Source organism: Mycobacteroides chelonae CCUG 47445 (assembly GCF_001632805.1).
GTDB lineage: Bacteria > Actinomycetota > Actinomycetes > Mycobacteriales > Mycobacteriaceae > Mycobacterium > Mycobacterium chelonae.
Map to the genome: position 1 here is coordinate 4,413,610 of NZ_CP007220.1, position 15,455 is coordinate 4,429,064.

The 15,455-nt window shown below is 64.0% G+C and carries 15 protein-coding genes; 4 read left to right on the forward strand and 11 right to left on the reverse strand.

What is annotated here, in order from left to right; translation table 11 throughout:
* Window positions 1-14 precede the first annotated feature (14 nt).
* The 5 genes from clpB to BB28_RS21570 form a co-directional block, all read right to left on the reverse strand.
* A complete protein-coding gene (clpB, locus tag BB28_RS21550; protein WP_046254987.1) occupies window positions 15-2,561 on the reverse strand; it encodes an ATP-dependent chaperone ClpB in 2,547 nt (848 codons plus the stop codon).
* Between the two features lie 141 nt (window positions 2,562-2,702).
* Window positions 2,703-3,620 carry an SRPBCC family protein gene (locus BB28_RS21555; RefSeq protein WP_046254988.1) on the reverse strand — a complete coding sequence of 306 codons (918 nt, stop codon included), beginning with the start codon at window positions 3,618-3,620 and terminating at the stop codon, window positions 2,703-2,705.
* Between the two features lie 39 nt (window positions 3,621-3,659).
* Window positions 3,660-4,196, reverse strand: a complete 537-nt coding sequence (locus BB28_RS21560; protein ID WP_046254989.1) for an SRPBCC family protein — start codon at window positions 4,194-4,196, stop codon at window positions 3,660-3,662.
* A gap of 59 nt (window positions 4,197-4,255) precedes the next feature.
* Window positions 4,256-4,741 carry an SRPBCC family protein gene (locus BB28_RS21565; RefSeq protein ID WP_225421955.1) on the reverse strand — a complete coding sequence of 162 codons (486 nt, stop codon included), beginning with the start codon at window positions 4,739-4,741 and terminating at the stop codon, window positions 4,256-4,258.
* Between the two features lie 72 nt (window positions 4,742-4,813).
* The gene (locus tag BB28_RS21570) at window positions 4,814-5,437 is read right to left on the reverse strand and encodes a TetR/AcrR family transcriptional regulator (RefSeq protein ID WP_046254990.1); all 624 of its coding nucleotides are present in this window, start codon (window positions 5,435-5,437) and stop codon (window positions 4,814-4,816) included.
* 97 nt (window positions 5,438-5,534) lie between these two features.
* On the opposite strand from BB28_RS21570, the gene BB28_RS21575 reads away from it, so the two are divergent.
* Window positions 5,535-6,569 carry an ABC transporter permease gene (locus tag BB28_RS21575; protein WP_046256058.1) on the forward strand — a complete coding sequence of 345 codons (1,035 nt, stop codon included), beginning with the start codon at window positions 5,535-5,537 and terminating at the stop codon, window positions 6,567-6,569.
* Window positions 6,570-6,882: 313 nt separating this feature from the next.
* Window positions 6,883-8,037 (forward strand): FAD-binding oxidoreductase, encoded by a 1,155-nt coding sequence (locus tag BB28_RS21580; RefSeq protein ID WP_046254991.1) that lies wholly within the window; start codon window positions 6,883-6,885, stop codon window positions 8,035-8,037.
* On the opposite strand, the gene BB28_RS21585 is transcribed toward BB28_RS21580, so the two are convergent.
* From BB28_RS21585 to dnaK, 4 genes are read right to left on the reverse strand one after another with little or no spacing between them, the layout of a single operon-like run.
* A complete protein-coding gene (locus BB28_RS21585; protein WP_046254992.1) occupies window positions 8,034-8,426 on the reverse strand; it encodes a heat shock protein transcriptional repressor HspR in 393 nt (130 codons plus the stop codon). The genes BB28_RS21580 and BB28_RS21585 overlap by 4 nt on opposite strands.
* On the reverse strand, window positions 8,423-9,607 hold the full coding sequence (gene dnaJ, locus BB28_RS21590; protein WP_046254993.1) for a molecular chaperone DnaJ: 1,185 nt from the start codon (window positions 9,605-9,607) through the stop codon (window positions 8,423-8,425). The genes BB28_RS21585 and dnaJ overlap by 4 nt, the downstream gene beginning before the upstream one ends.
* Window positions 9,608-9,652: 45 nt before the next feature.
* Window positions 9,653-10,345 carry a nucleotide exchange factor GrpE gene (gene grpE / locus BB28_RS21595; RefSeq protein WP_046254994.1) on the reverse strand — a complete coding sequence of 231 codons (693 nt, stop codon included), beginning with the start codon at window positions 10,343-10,345 and terminating at the stop codon, window positions 9,653-9,655.
* Window positions 10,342-12,210, reverse strand: coding sequence for a molecular chaperone DnaK (dnaK, locus tag BB28_RS21600; RefSeq protein WP_030097167.1), 1,869 nt, complete (start codon window positions 12,208-12,210; stop codon window positions 10,342-10,344). The genes grpE and dnaK overlap by 4 nt, the downstream gene beginning before the upstream one ends.
* A 544-nt stretch (window positions 12,211-12,754) precedes the next feature.
* On the opposite strand from dnaK, the gene BB28_RS25155 reads away from it, so the two are divergent.
* A complete protein-coding gene (locus BB28_RS25155; RefSeq protein ID WP_126315440.1) occupies window positions 12,755-13,006 on the forward strand; it encodes a hypothetical protein in 252 nt (83 codons plus the stop codon).
* A gap of 2 nt (window positions 13,007-13,008) precedes the next feature.
* On the opposite strand, the gene BB28_RS21610 is transcribed toward BB28_RS25155, so the two are convergent.
* Window positions 13,009-13,860: a cytochrome c biogenesis CcdA family protein gene (locus tag BB28_RS21610; protein WP_046254996.1), complete on the reverse strand. Its 852-nt coding sequence runs from the start codon at window positions 13,858-13,860 to the stop codon at window positions 13,009-13,011.
* 15 nt (window positions 13,861-13,875) lie between these two features.
* Window positions 13,876-14,343 carry a redoxin domain-containing protein gene (locus BB28_RS21615; RefSeq protein ID WP_046256059.1) on the reverse strand — a complete coding sequence of 156 codons (468 nt, stop codon included), beginning with the start codon at window positions 14,341-14,343 and terminating at the stop codon, window positions 13,876-13,878.
* A gap of 161 nt (window positions 14,344-14,504) precedes the next feature.
* On the opposite strand from BB28_RS21615, the gene BB28_RS21620 reads away from it, so the two are divergent.
* Window positions 14,505-15,440, forward strand: coding sequence for an LLM class F420-dependent oxidoreductase (locus BB28_RS21620; protein ID WP_046254997.1), 936 nt, complete (start codon window positions 14,505-14,507; stop codon window positions 15,438-15,440).
* The last annotated feature ends 15 nt before the right edge of the window (window positions 15,441-15,455 follow it).

Sequence of the window (15,455 nt, forward strand, 5' to 3'; positions counted from 1 at the left end):
CACTCGACAGCTACTTATCCCAGAGTGAGCGAGTCGCCGTCGGCGCTGACGTTCACCGGAACCACGTCACCGTCGTGCACCTCACCGGCCAACAGCTGTTTGGCCAGCTTGTCGCCGATGGCCTGCTGTACCAGGCGACGCAACGGACGCGCCCCGTAGATCGGATCGAATCCGCGTTGGGCCAGCCAATTCTTGGCGGGCTCGGACACCTCGAGCGTCAACCGCCGCTGGGCGAGCCGCTTCTGCAGCTGCGCCAACTGGATGTCGACGATCCGCACCAGCTCCTCGGGGTTGAGCGGCTCGAAGATGAGCACGTCGTCGAGCCGGTTGATGAACTCCGGCTTGAACTTGGCGCGCACCGCCGCCATCACCTGCTCCTCGGAGCCACCGGCACCCAGGTTGGAGGTAAGGATCAAGATGGTGTTCCGGAAGTCCACCGTGCGGCCCTGGCCGTCGGTGAGCCGTCCCTCGTCGAGCACCTGCAGCAGCACGTCGAACACGTCCGGGTGCGCCTTCTCGACCTCGTCGAAAAGCACCACTGTGTACGGGCGCCGCCGCACCGCCTCGGTCAGCTGACCACCGGCGTCATATCCGACATATCCGGGCGGGGCACCGACAAGCCTTGCCACGGAGTGCTTTTCGCCGTATTCAGACATGTCGATGCGCACCATGGCGTGCTCGTCGTCGAACAGGAAGTCCGCGAGCGCCTTGGCGAGCTCGGTCTTGCCGACACCGGTGGGCCCCAGGAACAGGAACGAACCGGTGGGCCGGTTGGGGTCGGCGACACCGGCCCGGGCACGGCGCACCGCATCGGAAACCGCCTCGACGGCCTTGGCCTGGCCCACGACCCGCGCGCCCAGCACGTCTTCCATGCGCAGCAGCTTGGCGGTCTCGCCCTCCATGAGCCGCCCGGCCGGAATACCGGTCCAGGCCGACACCACGTCGGCGACGTCGTCGGGCCCGACCTCTTCCTTGAGCATGACGCTTTCGCGTGCCTGGGCTCCGGGCAGCGCGGCCTCCAGCTGCTTCTCCAGATCGGGGATGCGCCCGTAGCGCAGCTCCGCGACCTTGCCGAGGTCGCCGTCTCGCTCGGCGCGATCGGATTCACCCTTGAGGGTTTCCAATTGCTCCTTGAGTTCGCGGACCACGTCGATGGCGTTCTTCTCGTTCTGCCACCGAGCAGTCAACTCGGCGAGCCGTTCCTTCTTGTCGGCCAGCTCCTCGCGCAGCTTCACCAGACGCTGCTTGGAGGCCTCGTCGTCTTCCTTGGACAGCGCCATCTCTTCGATCTCGAGACGACGCACGACACGCTCGACCTCATCGATTTCCACAGGGCGCGAATCGATTTCCATGCGCAGACGCGATGCGGCCTCGTCGACCAGGTCGATGGCCTTATCGGGCAGGAATCGAGAGGTGATGTACCGGTCGGAGAGGGTGGCTGCGGCCACCAGCGCAGAGTCGGTGATCCGCACGCCGTGGTGAACCTCGTAGCGCTCCTTGATGCCGCGCAGGATGCCGACGGTGTCCTCCACCGAAGGCTCCCCCACCAGCACCTGCTGGAACCGGCGCTCCAGGGCGGCGTCCTTCTCGATGTACTTGCGGTACTCGTCGAGTGTGGTGGCGCCGACCAGGCGCAGCTCGCCGCGCGCCAGCATGGGCTTGATCATGTTGCCGGCGTCCATCGCCGACTCACCCGTGGCACCCGCACCGACGATGGTGTGCAGCTCGTCGATGAACGTAATCAGCTGTCCCGCAGAGTTCTTGATCTCGTCGAGGACAGCCTTGAGACGTTCCTCGAACTCACCTCGGTACTTGGCGCCCGCGACCATGGATCCGAGATCCAAGGAGACAACGGTCTTGCCGCGCAGGCTTTCGGGCACATCGCCGGCCACGATGCGCTGCGCCAGCCCCTCCACGATGGCGGTCTTACCGACGCCGGGCTCACCGATCAACACCGGATTGTTCTTGGTCCGACGGCTGAGCACCTGCACGACGCGGCGAATCTCGGTGTCGCGACCGATCACCGGGTCGAGCTTTCCCTCGCGGGCACGGGCGGTCAGGTCGGTGGAGTACTTCTCCAACGCCTGGAACGTCGACTCGGGCTCGGGGCTGGTCACCCGGCCACTGCCACGCACCTGAACAAAGGCCTCGCGCAACGCGTTCGGGGTGGCACCGTTGTTGGCGAGCAGCTTGGCGATATCGGAATCACCGGTGGCCAAGCCGACGAGCAGGTGCTCGGTGGATACGTAGTCGTCATTGAGCTCGGTGGCGAGCTGCTGCGCCGTGGTGATCGCGGCGATGGAATCGCGCGAAAGCTGCGGGTTGGCGCTGGCGTTGCTGACCTGAGGAAGCCGATCGGCGATAGCCTGCGCCTCATTGCGAACGGTCGCGGGGTCTACGCCCACAGCCTGCAGCAGGGGTGCGGCGATGCCATCGGTCTGGCTCAGCAGCGCCACCAGCAGGTGGGCGGGACGTATTTCGGGGTTGCCTGCTGTGGTCGCTGCCTGGAGGGCAGCAGTCAGCGCGGCCTGGGTTTTCGTGGTCGGATTGAACGAGTCCACAACACCTCCATGGGTTGAGAGAAATGCTTGTCAGTAGTTCCAACGCAGCCAACCTTGAGTCTGTTCCGCTCAACTTTGAGAATTTTCGCGGTGCCGTGTCTAGCTCATCACACCCCGGGGTGCTCCGAACCGAATCGGAGATCACACGCGGTCGCCGCGCCCCTCGAGCAGCTCGCCGACACGCGACAACACGGGAAGCGCTCCGCCACGCAGAACCGACCGCAGCTGGCGATTGAGCGGCGACTGGGGATCGAACCCGCTCAGCGTGAACCAGAGCTGAGTACCGCCATCCCTGGGAATCAGTCGCCAGGTCATCCGCAGCGTGGTGATTCCACCCAGGATCGGAATCTCGAAGGTGCTGTCGATGAGCTCGGGCTCGTGCACCTCCAGGAACTCCATCTCGACCCGTCCGGCGAATCCGACGAGCGGAATCGCATAGGTGCTGATGACCAGCCGGCTCCCGGCTTCCACCGACACCAAATCGTGGTCGTTCACCAGGTCGCCCACGAACTCCTTCGAGGTGACCACCTGCCAAACCGTGCGCGGCGGATGGCGATAGAACTCGCCCAAACTGAAGGCCGTCGCATCGTCGGGCGGCGGATCCGCGCCGGACTCGGGGAAGGCCAAGAGCTCTTCGATACGTGACATGACCAACGCCCATAAATCCCGAACGAGCGCGCGAAGTCTCACATGCGCGGGGTTGGCGAGGTCAAATCCGGTGTGCACGACCAGTAATCGCGTTCCTCCGGGCTCGGGGTGAAGCGTCCACGTAACCCGCAGATCCCAGGAGTCCTCCGGTGTGGTGAATCTGTAGACCATGCGTTCACCGGGTACGACGTCGGTGAACTCACAGTTCCCGCGGCCACCGAAATTCACCTCGGGCATCGGAAAGGTGGTGAATGAGAACGACCTGCCCGCCTCGACCGCATCCCTGTCGACCTCGGTGGTCCAGTCTGAAACCGAAGCGGCCGAGGTGATGGCAAGCCAGACCTGCTCGGCTGGATATGGGAAGAACTGCCCGACCGTCACCGATGTCAGGTCGTCCCGCGAGGCGGTCATACCCCTGGGATACCGCAGATGCGTGATGTGTGCGGACGATCAGGCGGATACATCGGTGACCAAACGGCACGGAGGCTGATTCCCGGCGCGCGATGCGGTGTCGATACATCGCCCGAGCCGGCCCATCGTGCCGGGCCAACCAAGCTCGGAGATCTTCCGGTAGATACGCGACGCGGAATCGCTGAGATCGAACCCTTCGTGCCGGAACGTGACCATGGTGCCGCCCGGAACCTCGTGCAGCGTCCACGTCACCGTCGACACCCTCTGCGTGGACGATTTCATATCCCACCAGCGGATCGACAGCACCCTGTTCGGGGTAGCCGCGAGGACCTCGCAGGACAGCGCGCCCGAGAAGTCGGCCATGGGCAGGGGGAACGCCTTGAAACGGAAACGGGTTCCGACCTGGGGCCGAAATCCAACCGGGTCCATCAGCCATTCCTCCATGGCGTCTGGGCACGCCATCACGCTCCACACCCGCGCGGGCGGATGCGGATAGAAATGGTCGAGAAGAATGGTGGCGATGTCGTTCGCGTCGTCGAGCACGGCACTCTCCAGGTTGATGGGGTTATCTTTCATACCCCACCAATCTGGGTTACCGCCGTGTTCGCATCTGTTAGCCAGGCAAACTCACCCGACTAGAGCTCAACGGAGCCCCCGTCGACCGGGGTGGTCGCTGCACGATCGATCAGGCGTCCGAGCTTGGCCATCGCCGTCGGCCAGAACCGATCGGAAAGAGCAGCCATCCTGCGCACAGCAGGGTCATCGCTACTGAATGCCGGTCGGCTCACGGTGACCACGGTGCCGCCAGGAACCTCGCACAACGTCCACGCGGTTCGCCAGGCCACCGGGTCTGACGATTTCGTATCCCACCAGGAAATTGCCAGCATTTCGTTGCGAATAGCCACCAAGACTTCGCACGCGATGTCCCCGGAATAGTTGGCAATGGGCATCGGAAGATCCGTGAGCCGGAACCGCATACCTTCCACCGCGCGGAACCCAACCTGTTCGACGAACCAATCTCCCATGGCATCGGGGTCGACCAAGACGTTCCATACGCGTTCGGGAGCGTGCGGATAGAAGAAATCGGCGACGGCATCCAGCCGATCATCGAGATCGCCCACGGCACACACTCCATTGTTGGTGGTGAGACCTTTGTACTCCGTGAACCTGGGCGACTGCCGTAATTAGATCGGTTAGCTAAGCAAACCTAATTCGGAAGCATCGGCCGTGAGATACCGATCAACGGTCGGGGCCAATATGGCGACCATCTGCTCCCTGGTCAACGCGACCAATGGATCGATCTTGAGCGCGTATCGCAGCAGCGCGGTCCCAACCATTGAGGTGGCCGCCAGCGCGAATCGCGTCCGCACCTCTGGCCCCCCACCCAGTTCCTCGCTGATCGCCGCCAACACGTAGTTCTGCATGAAATCCCGAAACGCGCGATGCGCATCGTCGTTGGTGGTGGCCGACTGCAGGATCGCAAGCATCGTGTCGACCGTGCCTGCCTGTTCCCATATCGACAGGTACGCGTTGACAAAGCGTTGACCGACCGTGCCCTCGCCATCGCGAATAGCGAGCACCAGCTCGTTGGGGTCGATCACCAGCTGGATCGACTGACGAAACAGCTCATCCTTCGATCCGAAGAGGTACACGACCATGGACGGATCGATACCCGCGTCGCGGGCAACACCCCTGATGGTCGTCTTCTCATAGCCACGCTCGGCGAATGAGCGCTTCGCAACGTCGAGCACATGCTCTCGCGAGACCGCTTCCCCACGGCGCCGGCCCCGTCGGGCGGTATTCGTGCTGGTTGCCATGCTCTACAGTACCAATTTTCCACAAGTGTTGAAAAAAGGCACCGTGCGATCTACTCTCATCTCAATTAATTCAACACTCAATGAAATGGAGGGTGACATGACGGGCCAACACGAACTCCAACCAGGCGCTCATCACCAAGTGCCGGACTGGGCGCGGGCCACATCCGTTGCCGTCCTGCTGACGTGCGCGCTCGGCGTCATCTTCATCGCCTTCGCCTGGCCCTCGGCACGCACCGCACCGCGGGACGTGCCGATCGGCGTCACTGGATCGGCGGCGCAGGTGGCCATGCTCACCGAGCGACTGGCGGGTGCCTCACCCGGCGCGTTCGCCGTCACCCACTACCCGAGTCAAACCAAACTCGAGGAAGCGACCAAAAACCGCTCCGTCTATGGCGGATTCGTCCTCATGCCCCCGGCACCGACCGTCGTGATCGCGACGGGCGGCAGTCCTGCCGTCGCCCAAGCACTGACCGGTATCGGTCAACAAATCGGTAGGCAGAGCGGGATGGCGGTGTCCATCAAGGACCTCGCTCCACTGCCATCCTCGGATTCGCGCGGGATCGGCCTGGCCGCGGCGGCCCTGCCCATGACCTTGGGCGGACTGCTTCCGGCGGTCGCTCTCACATTGTTGTTTCCCGGCAGAACCTGGCTCAAAGCGGCCACCGCCGTCGGGTTCTCATTCCTGGCGGCACTCACCATCTGCGTCATCCTGGATTCGTGGCTGGGAGTCATCACCGAAAACTTCTGGGGAGTGACCGCCGGCCTCACACTGGGCATGATGGCGATGTCATTGAGCATCACCGGCCTTGGCGCCCTGCTGGGATATCCCGGAATCGGATTGGGAGCGGCGGTCGCCGTGTTGATCGGGAATCCGCTCTCGGGGTTGACCAGTGCACCCGAGTTCCTACCCAAAGGCCTTGGTCTACTTGGGCAATTCCTGCCCCCCGGGGCCAACGGCACGCTGCTGCGGTCCATGGCCTACTTCGACGGGGCGGGTTCGGCCGGAGTGATCCTGATCCTGTGCTGCTGGGTGGGCCTCGGTGTCGCGATGCTGGCGCTCGACGGGGCTCGGCAGCGTGCGATGGTGCGCGGCGCGAACGTGGCAGAACTTCGTAAACCGGAGCTGGTCTGACAACTGTCGAGTGCGAACCTGACGCGGTTTTCGAGCCCAACACCCGCGTCAGGCTCGCACTCGATCGGCCCAGAAGGTCCTCGGTGATTCCCCCCACGCCGCCGTCGTAACACTCGGCAAAAGTATTCAATCTGCAGACATGCGCCTGTAGTGCAGACAATTGGACCTGATAGTTTTTCAGCACACGAATATGCGGCCCGCGAATCCCCCGCTTCCCCATCTGACCTCGCGCAGTCCCAGACGGTCCACAAACTTCCCTCCTAGACTGGCCTCTCGGTGGGCAGGACCAGGAAAGGCGAGGCAACGGAAGCTCGTGGGGCTTGAGGACGTCGAAGCACTGCACGACTTGGTCGGCGGGGTCGAGCTATCGGGAGACAAACTTGTCCGAAGCTTCTACAGCCGCTGGTTCGCCGTCGACCCCACCGTCGGCGACCTCTTCCCTGCCGACATGTCGACACCGCGCGAACACTTCCGTCAGGCGCTGCAGTTCGTGCTCTGGGAGATGGCGGCCTACCGCACCGAGGGCCTGGTCAATTTCCTGGCGCAGCTAGGCCGCGATCATCGGAAGTTCGGGGCCACCGAGAGCCAGTACGGCACCATGCGCCAGGCCCTATTGGACGCCACACGCGAGGTGCTGCAACCGATCTGGGACCAGCGGATGGAGGCCACCGCCACCGAGGTCTACACGGTGATGGTCGAGGTGATGCGCAGCGCCGCCGCCTCGGACAGCGGCCAGCCCTGGTGGGACGGGAAGGTCATCGAATACCACCGCACCTCACGGGATCTTGCGTTGATCCGGCTGAAACTCAACGCACCCATGGACTACCACTGTGGACAGTACGTACATGTCCAGGTGCCGCAGAGCCCCCGGAATTGGCGCTATCTGAGCTTGGCGATTCCGCCGGACCCTGAGGGCTACATCGAATTTCACGTCAAGGCCGTACCCGGCGGGCTTGTCAGCGGTGACATGGTCAACAAGACGAAAGTCGGTGACACCTGGCGAATTTCGCCGCCATTGGGCGCGCTGTCGGTGAACCGCAACGGTGGAGATGTGCTGATGGTCGCGGGCAGCACCGGCATCGCACCGCTGCGGTGTCTCATCATGGAGCTGTCGCAATGGGCCGAGAATCCGCGGGTTCACCTGTTCTACGGGGCACGCTATCCGCAGGAACTCTACGACCTGTGGACCCTGTGGCATATCGCCTCGACGAATCCGTGGCTGTCGGTCACACCAGTGTCCGAGTACCCCCGAAACCCGGACTGGGCCAACGAATACCACGATCCGACACCGCCCCGGGGCCTGCACGTCCGCCAGACGGGATTGCTCTCCGAGGTGGTGACGGCCTACGGCGGCTGGGGTGATCGCCAGATTCTGCTCGGCGGCTCGGCATCGATGATCCAGGCCACCAAAGAGGCACTCGTCTCAAAGGGGGCCGACGCCTCCAGAATCCAGCACGACCCGCTCTAGCGTTGTTGACGCGGCTGCCAGACGACGACCGCGGTGCTCTTGGGGATGATTGCGACCTCACGACCCGCGGTCGCCGCGCGCAACTGGGCCACCTCGGCCGTGAGCTCTGCGACCTTGGCCTGCAAAGCCTCCACCTGATTGCTCAGCTCGATAACGCGTTTGATACCAGCGAGATTGACGCCCTCATCTTGCGACAGCCGCTGCACCTCGCGCAGCAGGTCCACATCACGCTGGGAGTAGCGCCGACCGCCACCACTGGTGCGTTCGGGGATGACCAGCCCTAGCCGGTCATAAGTTCGCAGGGTCTGCGCGTGCATTCCGGCGAGCTCGGCGGCCACGGAGATCAGAAAAGTGCGAGCACCTCGCTCCGGCTGACGGCGGGGCGTCATCGTGCACCCGCCCAGCCGGCGCGCGGATCAAATCCGCTGGCCTTCTCGGCTACCTGATAGCGCTGCAATGCCTCCAGCGCACTGTCTTCCAGCTTCGAGGGCACTGCCACCTTGACGGTGACCAGCAGGTCGCCGTTACCGCCCGCACGCTTCGGAATGCCGCGTCCACGCACCCGCAGGATGCGCCCGTCGGAGGTACCCGCGGGCACCTTCACCCCGACGCGACCTTCCAGTGTCGGCACGGAAACCGTGGCACCCAAAGCTAATTCGGTAAAGCTCACCGGAACGGTGAGCAGCAGGTCGTCCCCGTCGCGGCTGAACACCTTGTCGGGCCGCACGTGCACGGTGACGTACAGATCGCCCGAAGGGGCGCCGCGCAGTCCGGCCTCACCCTGTCCGGCCAGCCGAATCCGTTGTCCGTCGTCTACTCCCGGCGGGATCCGCACGGTGATGGTGCGGGTTCGGGTGGTGACGCCCGTTCCCTGGCAGTCGGTGCAAGGGTTCTCGATGATCGAGCCCGTGCCACGGCAATCGGCGCACGGTTCGGAGAATCCGAACGCACCCTGGTTGCGATTGATGACGCCGCTGCCATTACAGGAGCCACAAACCTTCGGGCTGGTGCCCGGGCGGGCGCCACTGCCGTGGCAGGTGGTGCACGGGGCGGGGCTGGTGAGCCGCAGCGGAACCGATACGCCCTTGCATGCTTCGACGAAGTCCAGCTGGGTCTCGGTTTCCAGATCGTTGCCGCGGCGCGGGCGGCTGGCACGCGGCTGCGCACGCTGCCCGAACAGACCGCCGAAAAGATCGCCGATTCCGCCGCCACCAGAGGTGTCGGCGTTACCGAAGAGGTCATTCAGGTTGAACTCGGCGCTGTTGGTGCCGCCGCTGAATCCCCCGCCGCCACCAAATCCGTTGTCGCCGAAGCGCCGTCCGAAACCGCCACCGGCGAAGAGCCGACGGGTCTCGTCGTACTCCTTGCGCTTGGCCGGGTCTGACAGCACATCCTTGGCCTCGCTGACGGCCTTGTAACGGTCTTCGGCGGCCTGATTTCCCGGGTTTCTGTCCGGGTGATTTTCGGCCAGCAGCTTGCGTGCGGCCTTCTTGATCTCGTCCTGGCTCGCGGTGGAGGCGAGGCCGAGCTCCTTGTAGAAGTCCTTCTCGACCCATTCACGTTGCGTCACCCGACATCACCTCCTTCGCGTCCATCGGGTATTGCTATGCAGTTCTTACTCTGATTCTGTCTTGGATTGCGTTTCGGCACCCGTTGTTTCGGGTTCCTGCTGAGCCGTGTCGCCGCCTTCGGGGCTTGCCGGATCACTGGGACTTCCGTCGGTTACCACGACCATCGCAGTACGGAGCACCCGATCGCCCATCTTGTAGCCCTTGCGCAGCACCGCCGCCAGCACGGGATGGCCGTCCTGGCCGTCGTGCTGAACAGCCTCATGCAGCGAGGGATCGAAGTCGTCCCCTTCGGCACCGAATGTCGCCAATCCCAGCCCCTCGAGGGCCGCGGACAGCTTGTCCGAAACACTGCGCAGCGGACCTGATTCCAGGTCGCCGTGCTCGCGCGCGCGGTCGAGATCGTCGAGCACGCCCAGAAGCTGAGCCACCACGGATGCCTTGGCCGAATCGATGACGGCCTGCCGGTCCCGTTCCACCCGCTTGCGGTAGTTGGCGAAGTCGGCGTGCGCACGCTGCAGGTCGGCCGTCAGTTCGGCCACCTTGGCATCCGCATCCGACTCGCCCCCGGAGGCCGCGGACCCGGGTGCCGAAGCACCCGGTTCCGCTGCGGTGGCTGGCTTTTCAGCCACCTTCGCCTCTTCGCGAACCGCGCCGGTGTTGGGATCGATCCGGCGCTTATCGGTAACGGTCACCGGTTCGCGTTCTTCATCCCGATCTTGCCCACCTGACGAGGTCACTTGCTGTCCTTCTCCTCGTCGACGACCTCGGCATCCACGACATCGCTGTCGGCAGCGCCAGCGCCACCTTCGGCTCCGGCGCCTTCAGCCCCGGCCTTGGCGGCTGCGGCCTCGTAGATGGCCTGACCCAGTGCCTGCGACTGCTCGCCGAGCTTCTCCATCGCTTCCTTGATGGCGCCGATATCGGTGCCTTCCAGTGCCTTCTTGGCATCGGCGATGGCGTCGTCCACCTTGGAGAGCGTCTCGTCGGAGACGACCTTCTCGGTGCCCTCGGCGGGCTCACGCTGCTCCTTGACGAACTTCTCCGTCTGGTAGACCAGCGACTCGGCCTGGTTGCGGACATCGGCCTCTTCGCGACGCTTCTTGTCCTCGTCGGCGTGCGCCTCGGCGTCCTTGATCATCCGGTCGATCTCTTCCTTGGAGAGGCCGGAGCCTTCCTGGATCTTGATCGTGTTCTCCTTGCCGGTGCCCTTGTCCTTCGCGGTCACGTGCACGATGCCGTTGGCATCGATGTCGAAGGTGACCTCGATCTGCGGCACACCGCGCGGAGCCGGCGGGATACCGGTCAGCTCGAAGGAGCCCAGGAGCTTGTTGTGCGAAGCGATCTCGCGCTCGCCCTGGTACACCTGGATCTGCACCGACGGCTGGTTGTCGTCTGCCGTGGTGAAGGTCTCGGACCGCTTGGTGGGGATGGTGGTGTTGCGCTCGATGAGCTTGGTCATCACGCCACCCTTGGTCTCGATACCGAGGGACAGCGGGGTGACGTCAAGCAACAGAACGTCTTTCACCTCGCCCTTGAGCACGCCGGCCTGCAGTGCGGCGCCCACGGCGACAACCTCGTCGGGGTTGACACCCTTGTTGGGCTCCTTACCGCCGGTCAGCTCCTTGACCAGATCGGTGACCGCGGGCATACGGGTGGAACCACCCACCAGCACCACGTGATCGATGTCGGCCACGGAGACACCGGCATCCTTGATGACCGACTGGAACGGCTTGCGGGTGCGGTCCAGCAGATCCTGAGTGATCTTCTGGAATTCGGCACGCGTCAGCTGCTCGTCGAGGAACAACGGGTTCTTGTCCGCGTCAACAGTGATGTACGGCAGGTTGATCGAGGTCGACTGCGAGCTGGACAGCTCGATCTTCGCCTTCTCGGCAGCCTCACGCAGACGCTGCATGGCCATCTTGTCCTTGGTCAGGTCGATACCGGCGCTGGCCTTGAACTTGTCGACGAGCCAGGTCACGATGCGCTCGTCCCAGTCGTCACCACCGAGGTGGTTGTCGCCGGAAGTCGCACGGACCTCCACGACGCCGTCGCCGATTTCCAGCAGCGACACATCGAAGGTGCCACCACCGAGGTCGAAGACCAGAATGGTCTGTTCCTTCTCGCCCTTGTCCAGGCCGTAGGCCAGCGCGGCCGCGGTCGGCTCGTTGACGATGCGCAGGACGTTTAGACCGGCGATCTGGCCGGCTTCCTTGGTCGCCTGACGCTGTGCGTCGTTGAAGTACGCCGGCACGGTGATGACGGCGTCCTCGATGTCTTCACCCAGGTAGGCCTCGGCGTCGCGCTTCAGCTTCTGCAGCGTGCGGGCGCTGATCTCCTGGGGGGTGTAGTTCTTTCCGTCGATTTCAACGGACCAATCGGTGCCCATGTGACGCTTGACCGACCGGATGGTCCGGTCGACGTTGGTCACCGCCTGGTTCTTGGCGGGCTGCCCGACCAGCACCTCGCCATTGCGCGCGAACGCAACGACGGACGGGGTGGTGCGAGAGCCTTCCGAGTTCGCGACAACTACCGGGTCGCCGCCTTCGAGGACGGCGACAACGGAGTTGGTGGTCCCGAGGTCGATTCCGACCGCACGAGCCATAGTTCATTCCTCCTGTTGGTTACCTCAATGCCTTCAGTGAGATCCGCTCAAGTTTGCCTCGTCCGGATCTTTTCGTCAAGCCATAGTTGAGCCTACATGACTCAAGTTCGACATACTGGTCAACGGACCACCCCCGACATTTGTTCCCGGTACCCGCTCACCGGCACCCACGACGCATCGATGCAGGTGGTCCCCATGAAATGCCGGTGCAGTGCCACCCTCGATCCCGAAACAGGCGAGCGCGCAGATCCTCAGTTCGTTCCCAGAATTCCTCACTAGCTTGATTCGGTGAGAGAACAAATCTTCCAGTGAGAGGCGGGCCATGGTTTCCCGAAGGACTGTCGCGGCTTCTGTCATCTTGGCTGGTATCGCAGGAGGTGTGCTGACACCGAGCGCGTGGGCTGATGACCCCGCGCCATCCCAGCCCGTGTGCACAGCATTAGGGCAGATCGCTGAAAGCCTTAACGATGACATCGGTGCGGGCCTTCAGCCTCGCGGCCTCAGAAGGTACGACATCACGCAACTCACTCACGGGGTGAGCTACATGAACCAGGTGAACGCTAACGCCCGCATCAGTGCTCTTGACGTTCCGTTGCGCAATCTGACCAGCACGATCAACGACCTGCAGAATCAGTACCAACTAGTCACCGTGTCCGATGAGGACGGGACCTGGCACCCCATGTCCGCCTCGCAAGAGCAGGATCTCGATCAGGCGTCCGCCCAGCAAGACACACTGACGGGCCTGGTCAGCCAATTGCAACAAAGCAACCACTGCCCAGCTCCGCCGGCCGGCTGAGGTCAGCGCCGTCTGCGCACGGCGTACGAACTCGCCGCCGCGACAACCACAATGAGCGCGATGCCGCCCACCAGCGGCCACACGCCGGTCTCGTCCACCACGTTCACCAGCCAGGTCTGCACCTTGCTCGCCGCATTGATCACCGGATCGTCGGCGCTGCCGTCACCGAAGTTCAGCCGAATCTCGTAATAGCCGTAGTAGGTGACGTACAGCCCGGTCAGCAGCACGATCACCCCGGCGATGCGGCCCACATACGGCAAGACCTTCCGCATGGTGGCCTGCACCGAATTTCCCAGCAGCGCAACGGCTAATGCCGCGACGCCGACCGTCGCGGCCATTCCCGCCCCGTACGCGACGAAGGCCAGCACCCCCGAGACGATGGACCCCTGTTTGAAGGTGGTGCTGATGACCGCCAAAAACGGGCCGACGGTGCAGGACAGTGATGCCACCGCGTAGGTCAGCCCGTAGCCGTACATGGACAACAGCGAGGCAGTGGGCGCGCCGCCGGAAACCCTGGGCAGCACCACGGTGAGCTCACGCCCGGACAACAGCCAGAGGGACAGGGCTACCAGCGCGACACCGATGACCACGGTGGCGAAGGGCATGTAGCGGCCGGCCGAGGCGACCACCGGCGAGATCACCAGCCCGAAAATCCCGAACACCGTCAGGAAACCGGCGGCCATCGCCACCGTCGCGGTCGCTGCCCGCGCCACCGCGGTCAGCCTCGATGCGGTGCCGTCACTACCGGCGATCACCAGCCCGAGATAACCCGGGAGAAAGGCGAAGCCGCACGGATTAAGTGCGGCCACCAACCCCGCTCCCAGCGCGAAAGTCAGTGCTGCGGTATCAATCACGCCAATACCGCAGCATCAATGCAGCTGCCCGATTCTCTTGTCGAGTTCTGGTCCTGACAGCGGGCTCTTGACCACCTGGGCATTGCCGTCAGATCCCAGGAACGCAAACGCCGGTTGATGGGTGACGTCATACAGCGCCCACACCGCGGCATCGGTATCAGCCAGCTGAACAAAGGTGAGGCCGTATTTGGTCACGAAGTCCCGCATCGCGGACACCTGATCCTGCGCCGCCACGCCCACAAAAGTGACGTCCGGATGCGCAGTGGCCGCCCGCTGCAGATCGGGGGCTTCCTTCTGACAGGTCGGGCACCACGGCGCCCAAAACCACAGCACCGCCTTCTTACCCGTCAGACTGCTGCCCGCGAAGTCGGCGCCATCGATGGTCTTGGCGCTGAAGTTCAGCAATCGTGAGGACTGCGACGACGACGAGCCAGCCGTGGCGGTGTCGTTCTTGTCGGTGCCAGAGCAACCGGCCAGCCCCATACCCAGAGCCAGTACCGCGATAGCCGAAACCGCAACGCGTGATATCACTTTCCCTCGTTTCGCCGCATTCTCATCAACTCACGCTCATCTCGCTCACCCACCGTAACCATCGACGCAACGCGCCCGCGCTCGGGTGTGCGGCCTTACGTACGCTGGCAGTCATGGACTTCCGGGTATTCGTTGAACCGCAGCAGGGCGCCACCTACTCCGATCAGCTGCGGGTGGCGCAGGCCGCCGAAGAACTGGGATTCTCCGCGTTCTTCCGGTCCGATCACTACCTGGCGATGGGCGGTGCCGACGGGCTGCCCGGCCCCACCGACACCTGGGTGACACTGGGAGCCATCGCCCGGGAGACCACCAGCATCCGGCTGGGCACTCTGGTCACCTCGGCTACCTTCCGCCATCCGGGACCGCTTGCCATCACTGTTGCGCAGGTCGACGAGATGAGCAGCGGCAGAGTCGATCTCGGCCTGGGCGCCGGGTGGTTCAGCGAGGAGCACGAGGCGTACGCCATTCCCTTCCCGCCGCTGGGCGAGCGGTTCGATCGGCTGGAAGAGCAGCTCGACATCCTCACCGGCCTGTGGTCCACACCCACCGGCGACACCTACTCCTATGCGGGCAAGCACTACACGGTGACCGACTCCCCCGCGCTGCCCAAACCTGTGCAGGAGCCGCATCCGCCGATCGTGATCGGCGGGCTCGGCGCCAAGCGCACTCCGGCACTCGCCGCCCGTTTTGCCGCCGAGTTCAACGTGCCGTTTCAGCCCGTCGATGTCGTCACCGGCCAGTACGCACGAGTGGCGCAGGCGGTCGAAGTCGCTGGGCGGCCAGCAGATTCGATGATCTACTCGGCGGCCTTCGCGTTGTGCGTCGGCGATACGGATACCGATATCGCGCGCCGCGCGGCCAATGCCCGCCGCGAGGTGGACGAGATCACCGAGAACAGCCCGCTCGCGGGCACTCCCGACGCGGTGGCGGACAAGCTGGGCACCTACATCGACGCCGGGGTCCAGCGGGTCTACGCGCAACTACTCGACATACGCGATCTGGATCACCTGGAGTTCTTCGCTTCGACGGTAATCCCGCAGTTCGGCTGACATTCTTCGGTTAGG

What these genes read in the sequence shown, in the direction of transcription:
- BB28_RS21555 (WP_046254988.1), bottom strand. Translation starts at nt 3,620, where the DNA reads ATGACCGCCTCGCGGGACGACCTGACATCGGTGACGGTCGGGCAGTTC.
- BB28_RS21560 (WP_046254989.1), bottom strand. Translation starts at nt 4,196, where the DNA reads ATGAAAGATAACCCCATCAACCTGGAGAGTGCCGTGCTCGACGACGCG.
- BB28_RS21570 (WP_046254990.1), bottom strand. Translation starts at nt 5,437, where the DNA reads ATGGCAACCAGCACGAATACCGCCCGACGGGGCCGGCGCCGTGGGGAA.
- BB28_RS21575 (WP_046256058.1), top strand. Translation starts at nt 5,535, where the DNA reads ATGACGGGCCAACACGAACTCCAACCAGGCGCTCATCACCAAGTGCCG.
- BB28_RS21585 (WP_046254992.1), bottom strand. Translation starts at nt 8,426, where the DNA reads ATGACGCCCCGCCGTCAGCCGGAGCGAGGTGCTCGCACTTTTCTGATC.
- dnaK (WP_030097167.1), bottom strand. Translation starts at nt 12,210, where the DNA reads ATGGCTCGTGCGGTCGGAATCGACCTCGGGACCACCAACTCCGTTGTC.
- BB28_RS25155 (WP_126315440.1), top strand. Translation starts at nt 12,755, where the DNA reads ATGAACCAGGTGAACGCTAACGCCCGCATCAGTGCTCTTGACGTTCCG.
- BB28_RS21615 (WP_046256059.1), bottom strand. Translation starts at nt 14,343, where the DNA reads ATGGGGCTGGCCGGTTGCTCTGGCACCGACAAGAACGACACCGCCACG.
- BB28_RS21620 (WP_046254997.1), top strand. Translation starts at nt 14,505, where the DNA reads ATGGACTTCCGGGTATTCGTTGAACCGCAGCAGGGCGCCACCTACTCC.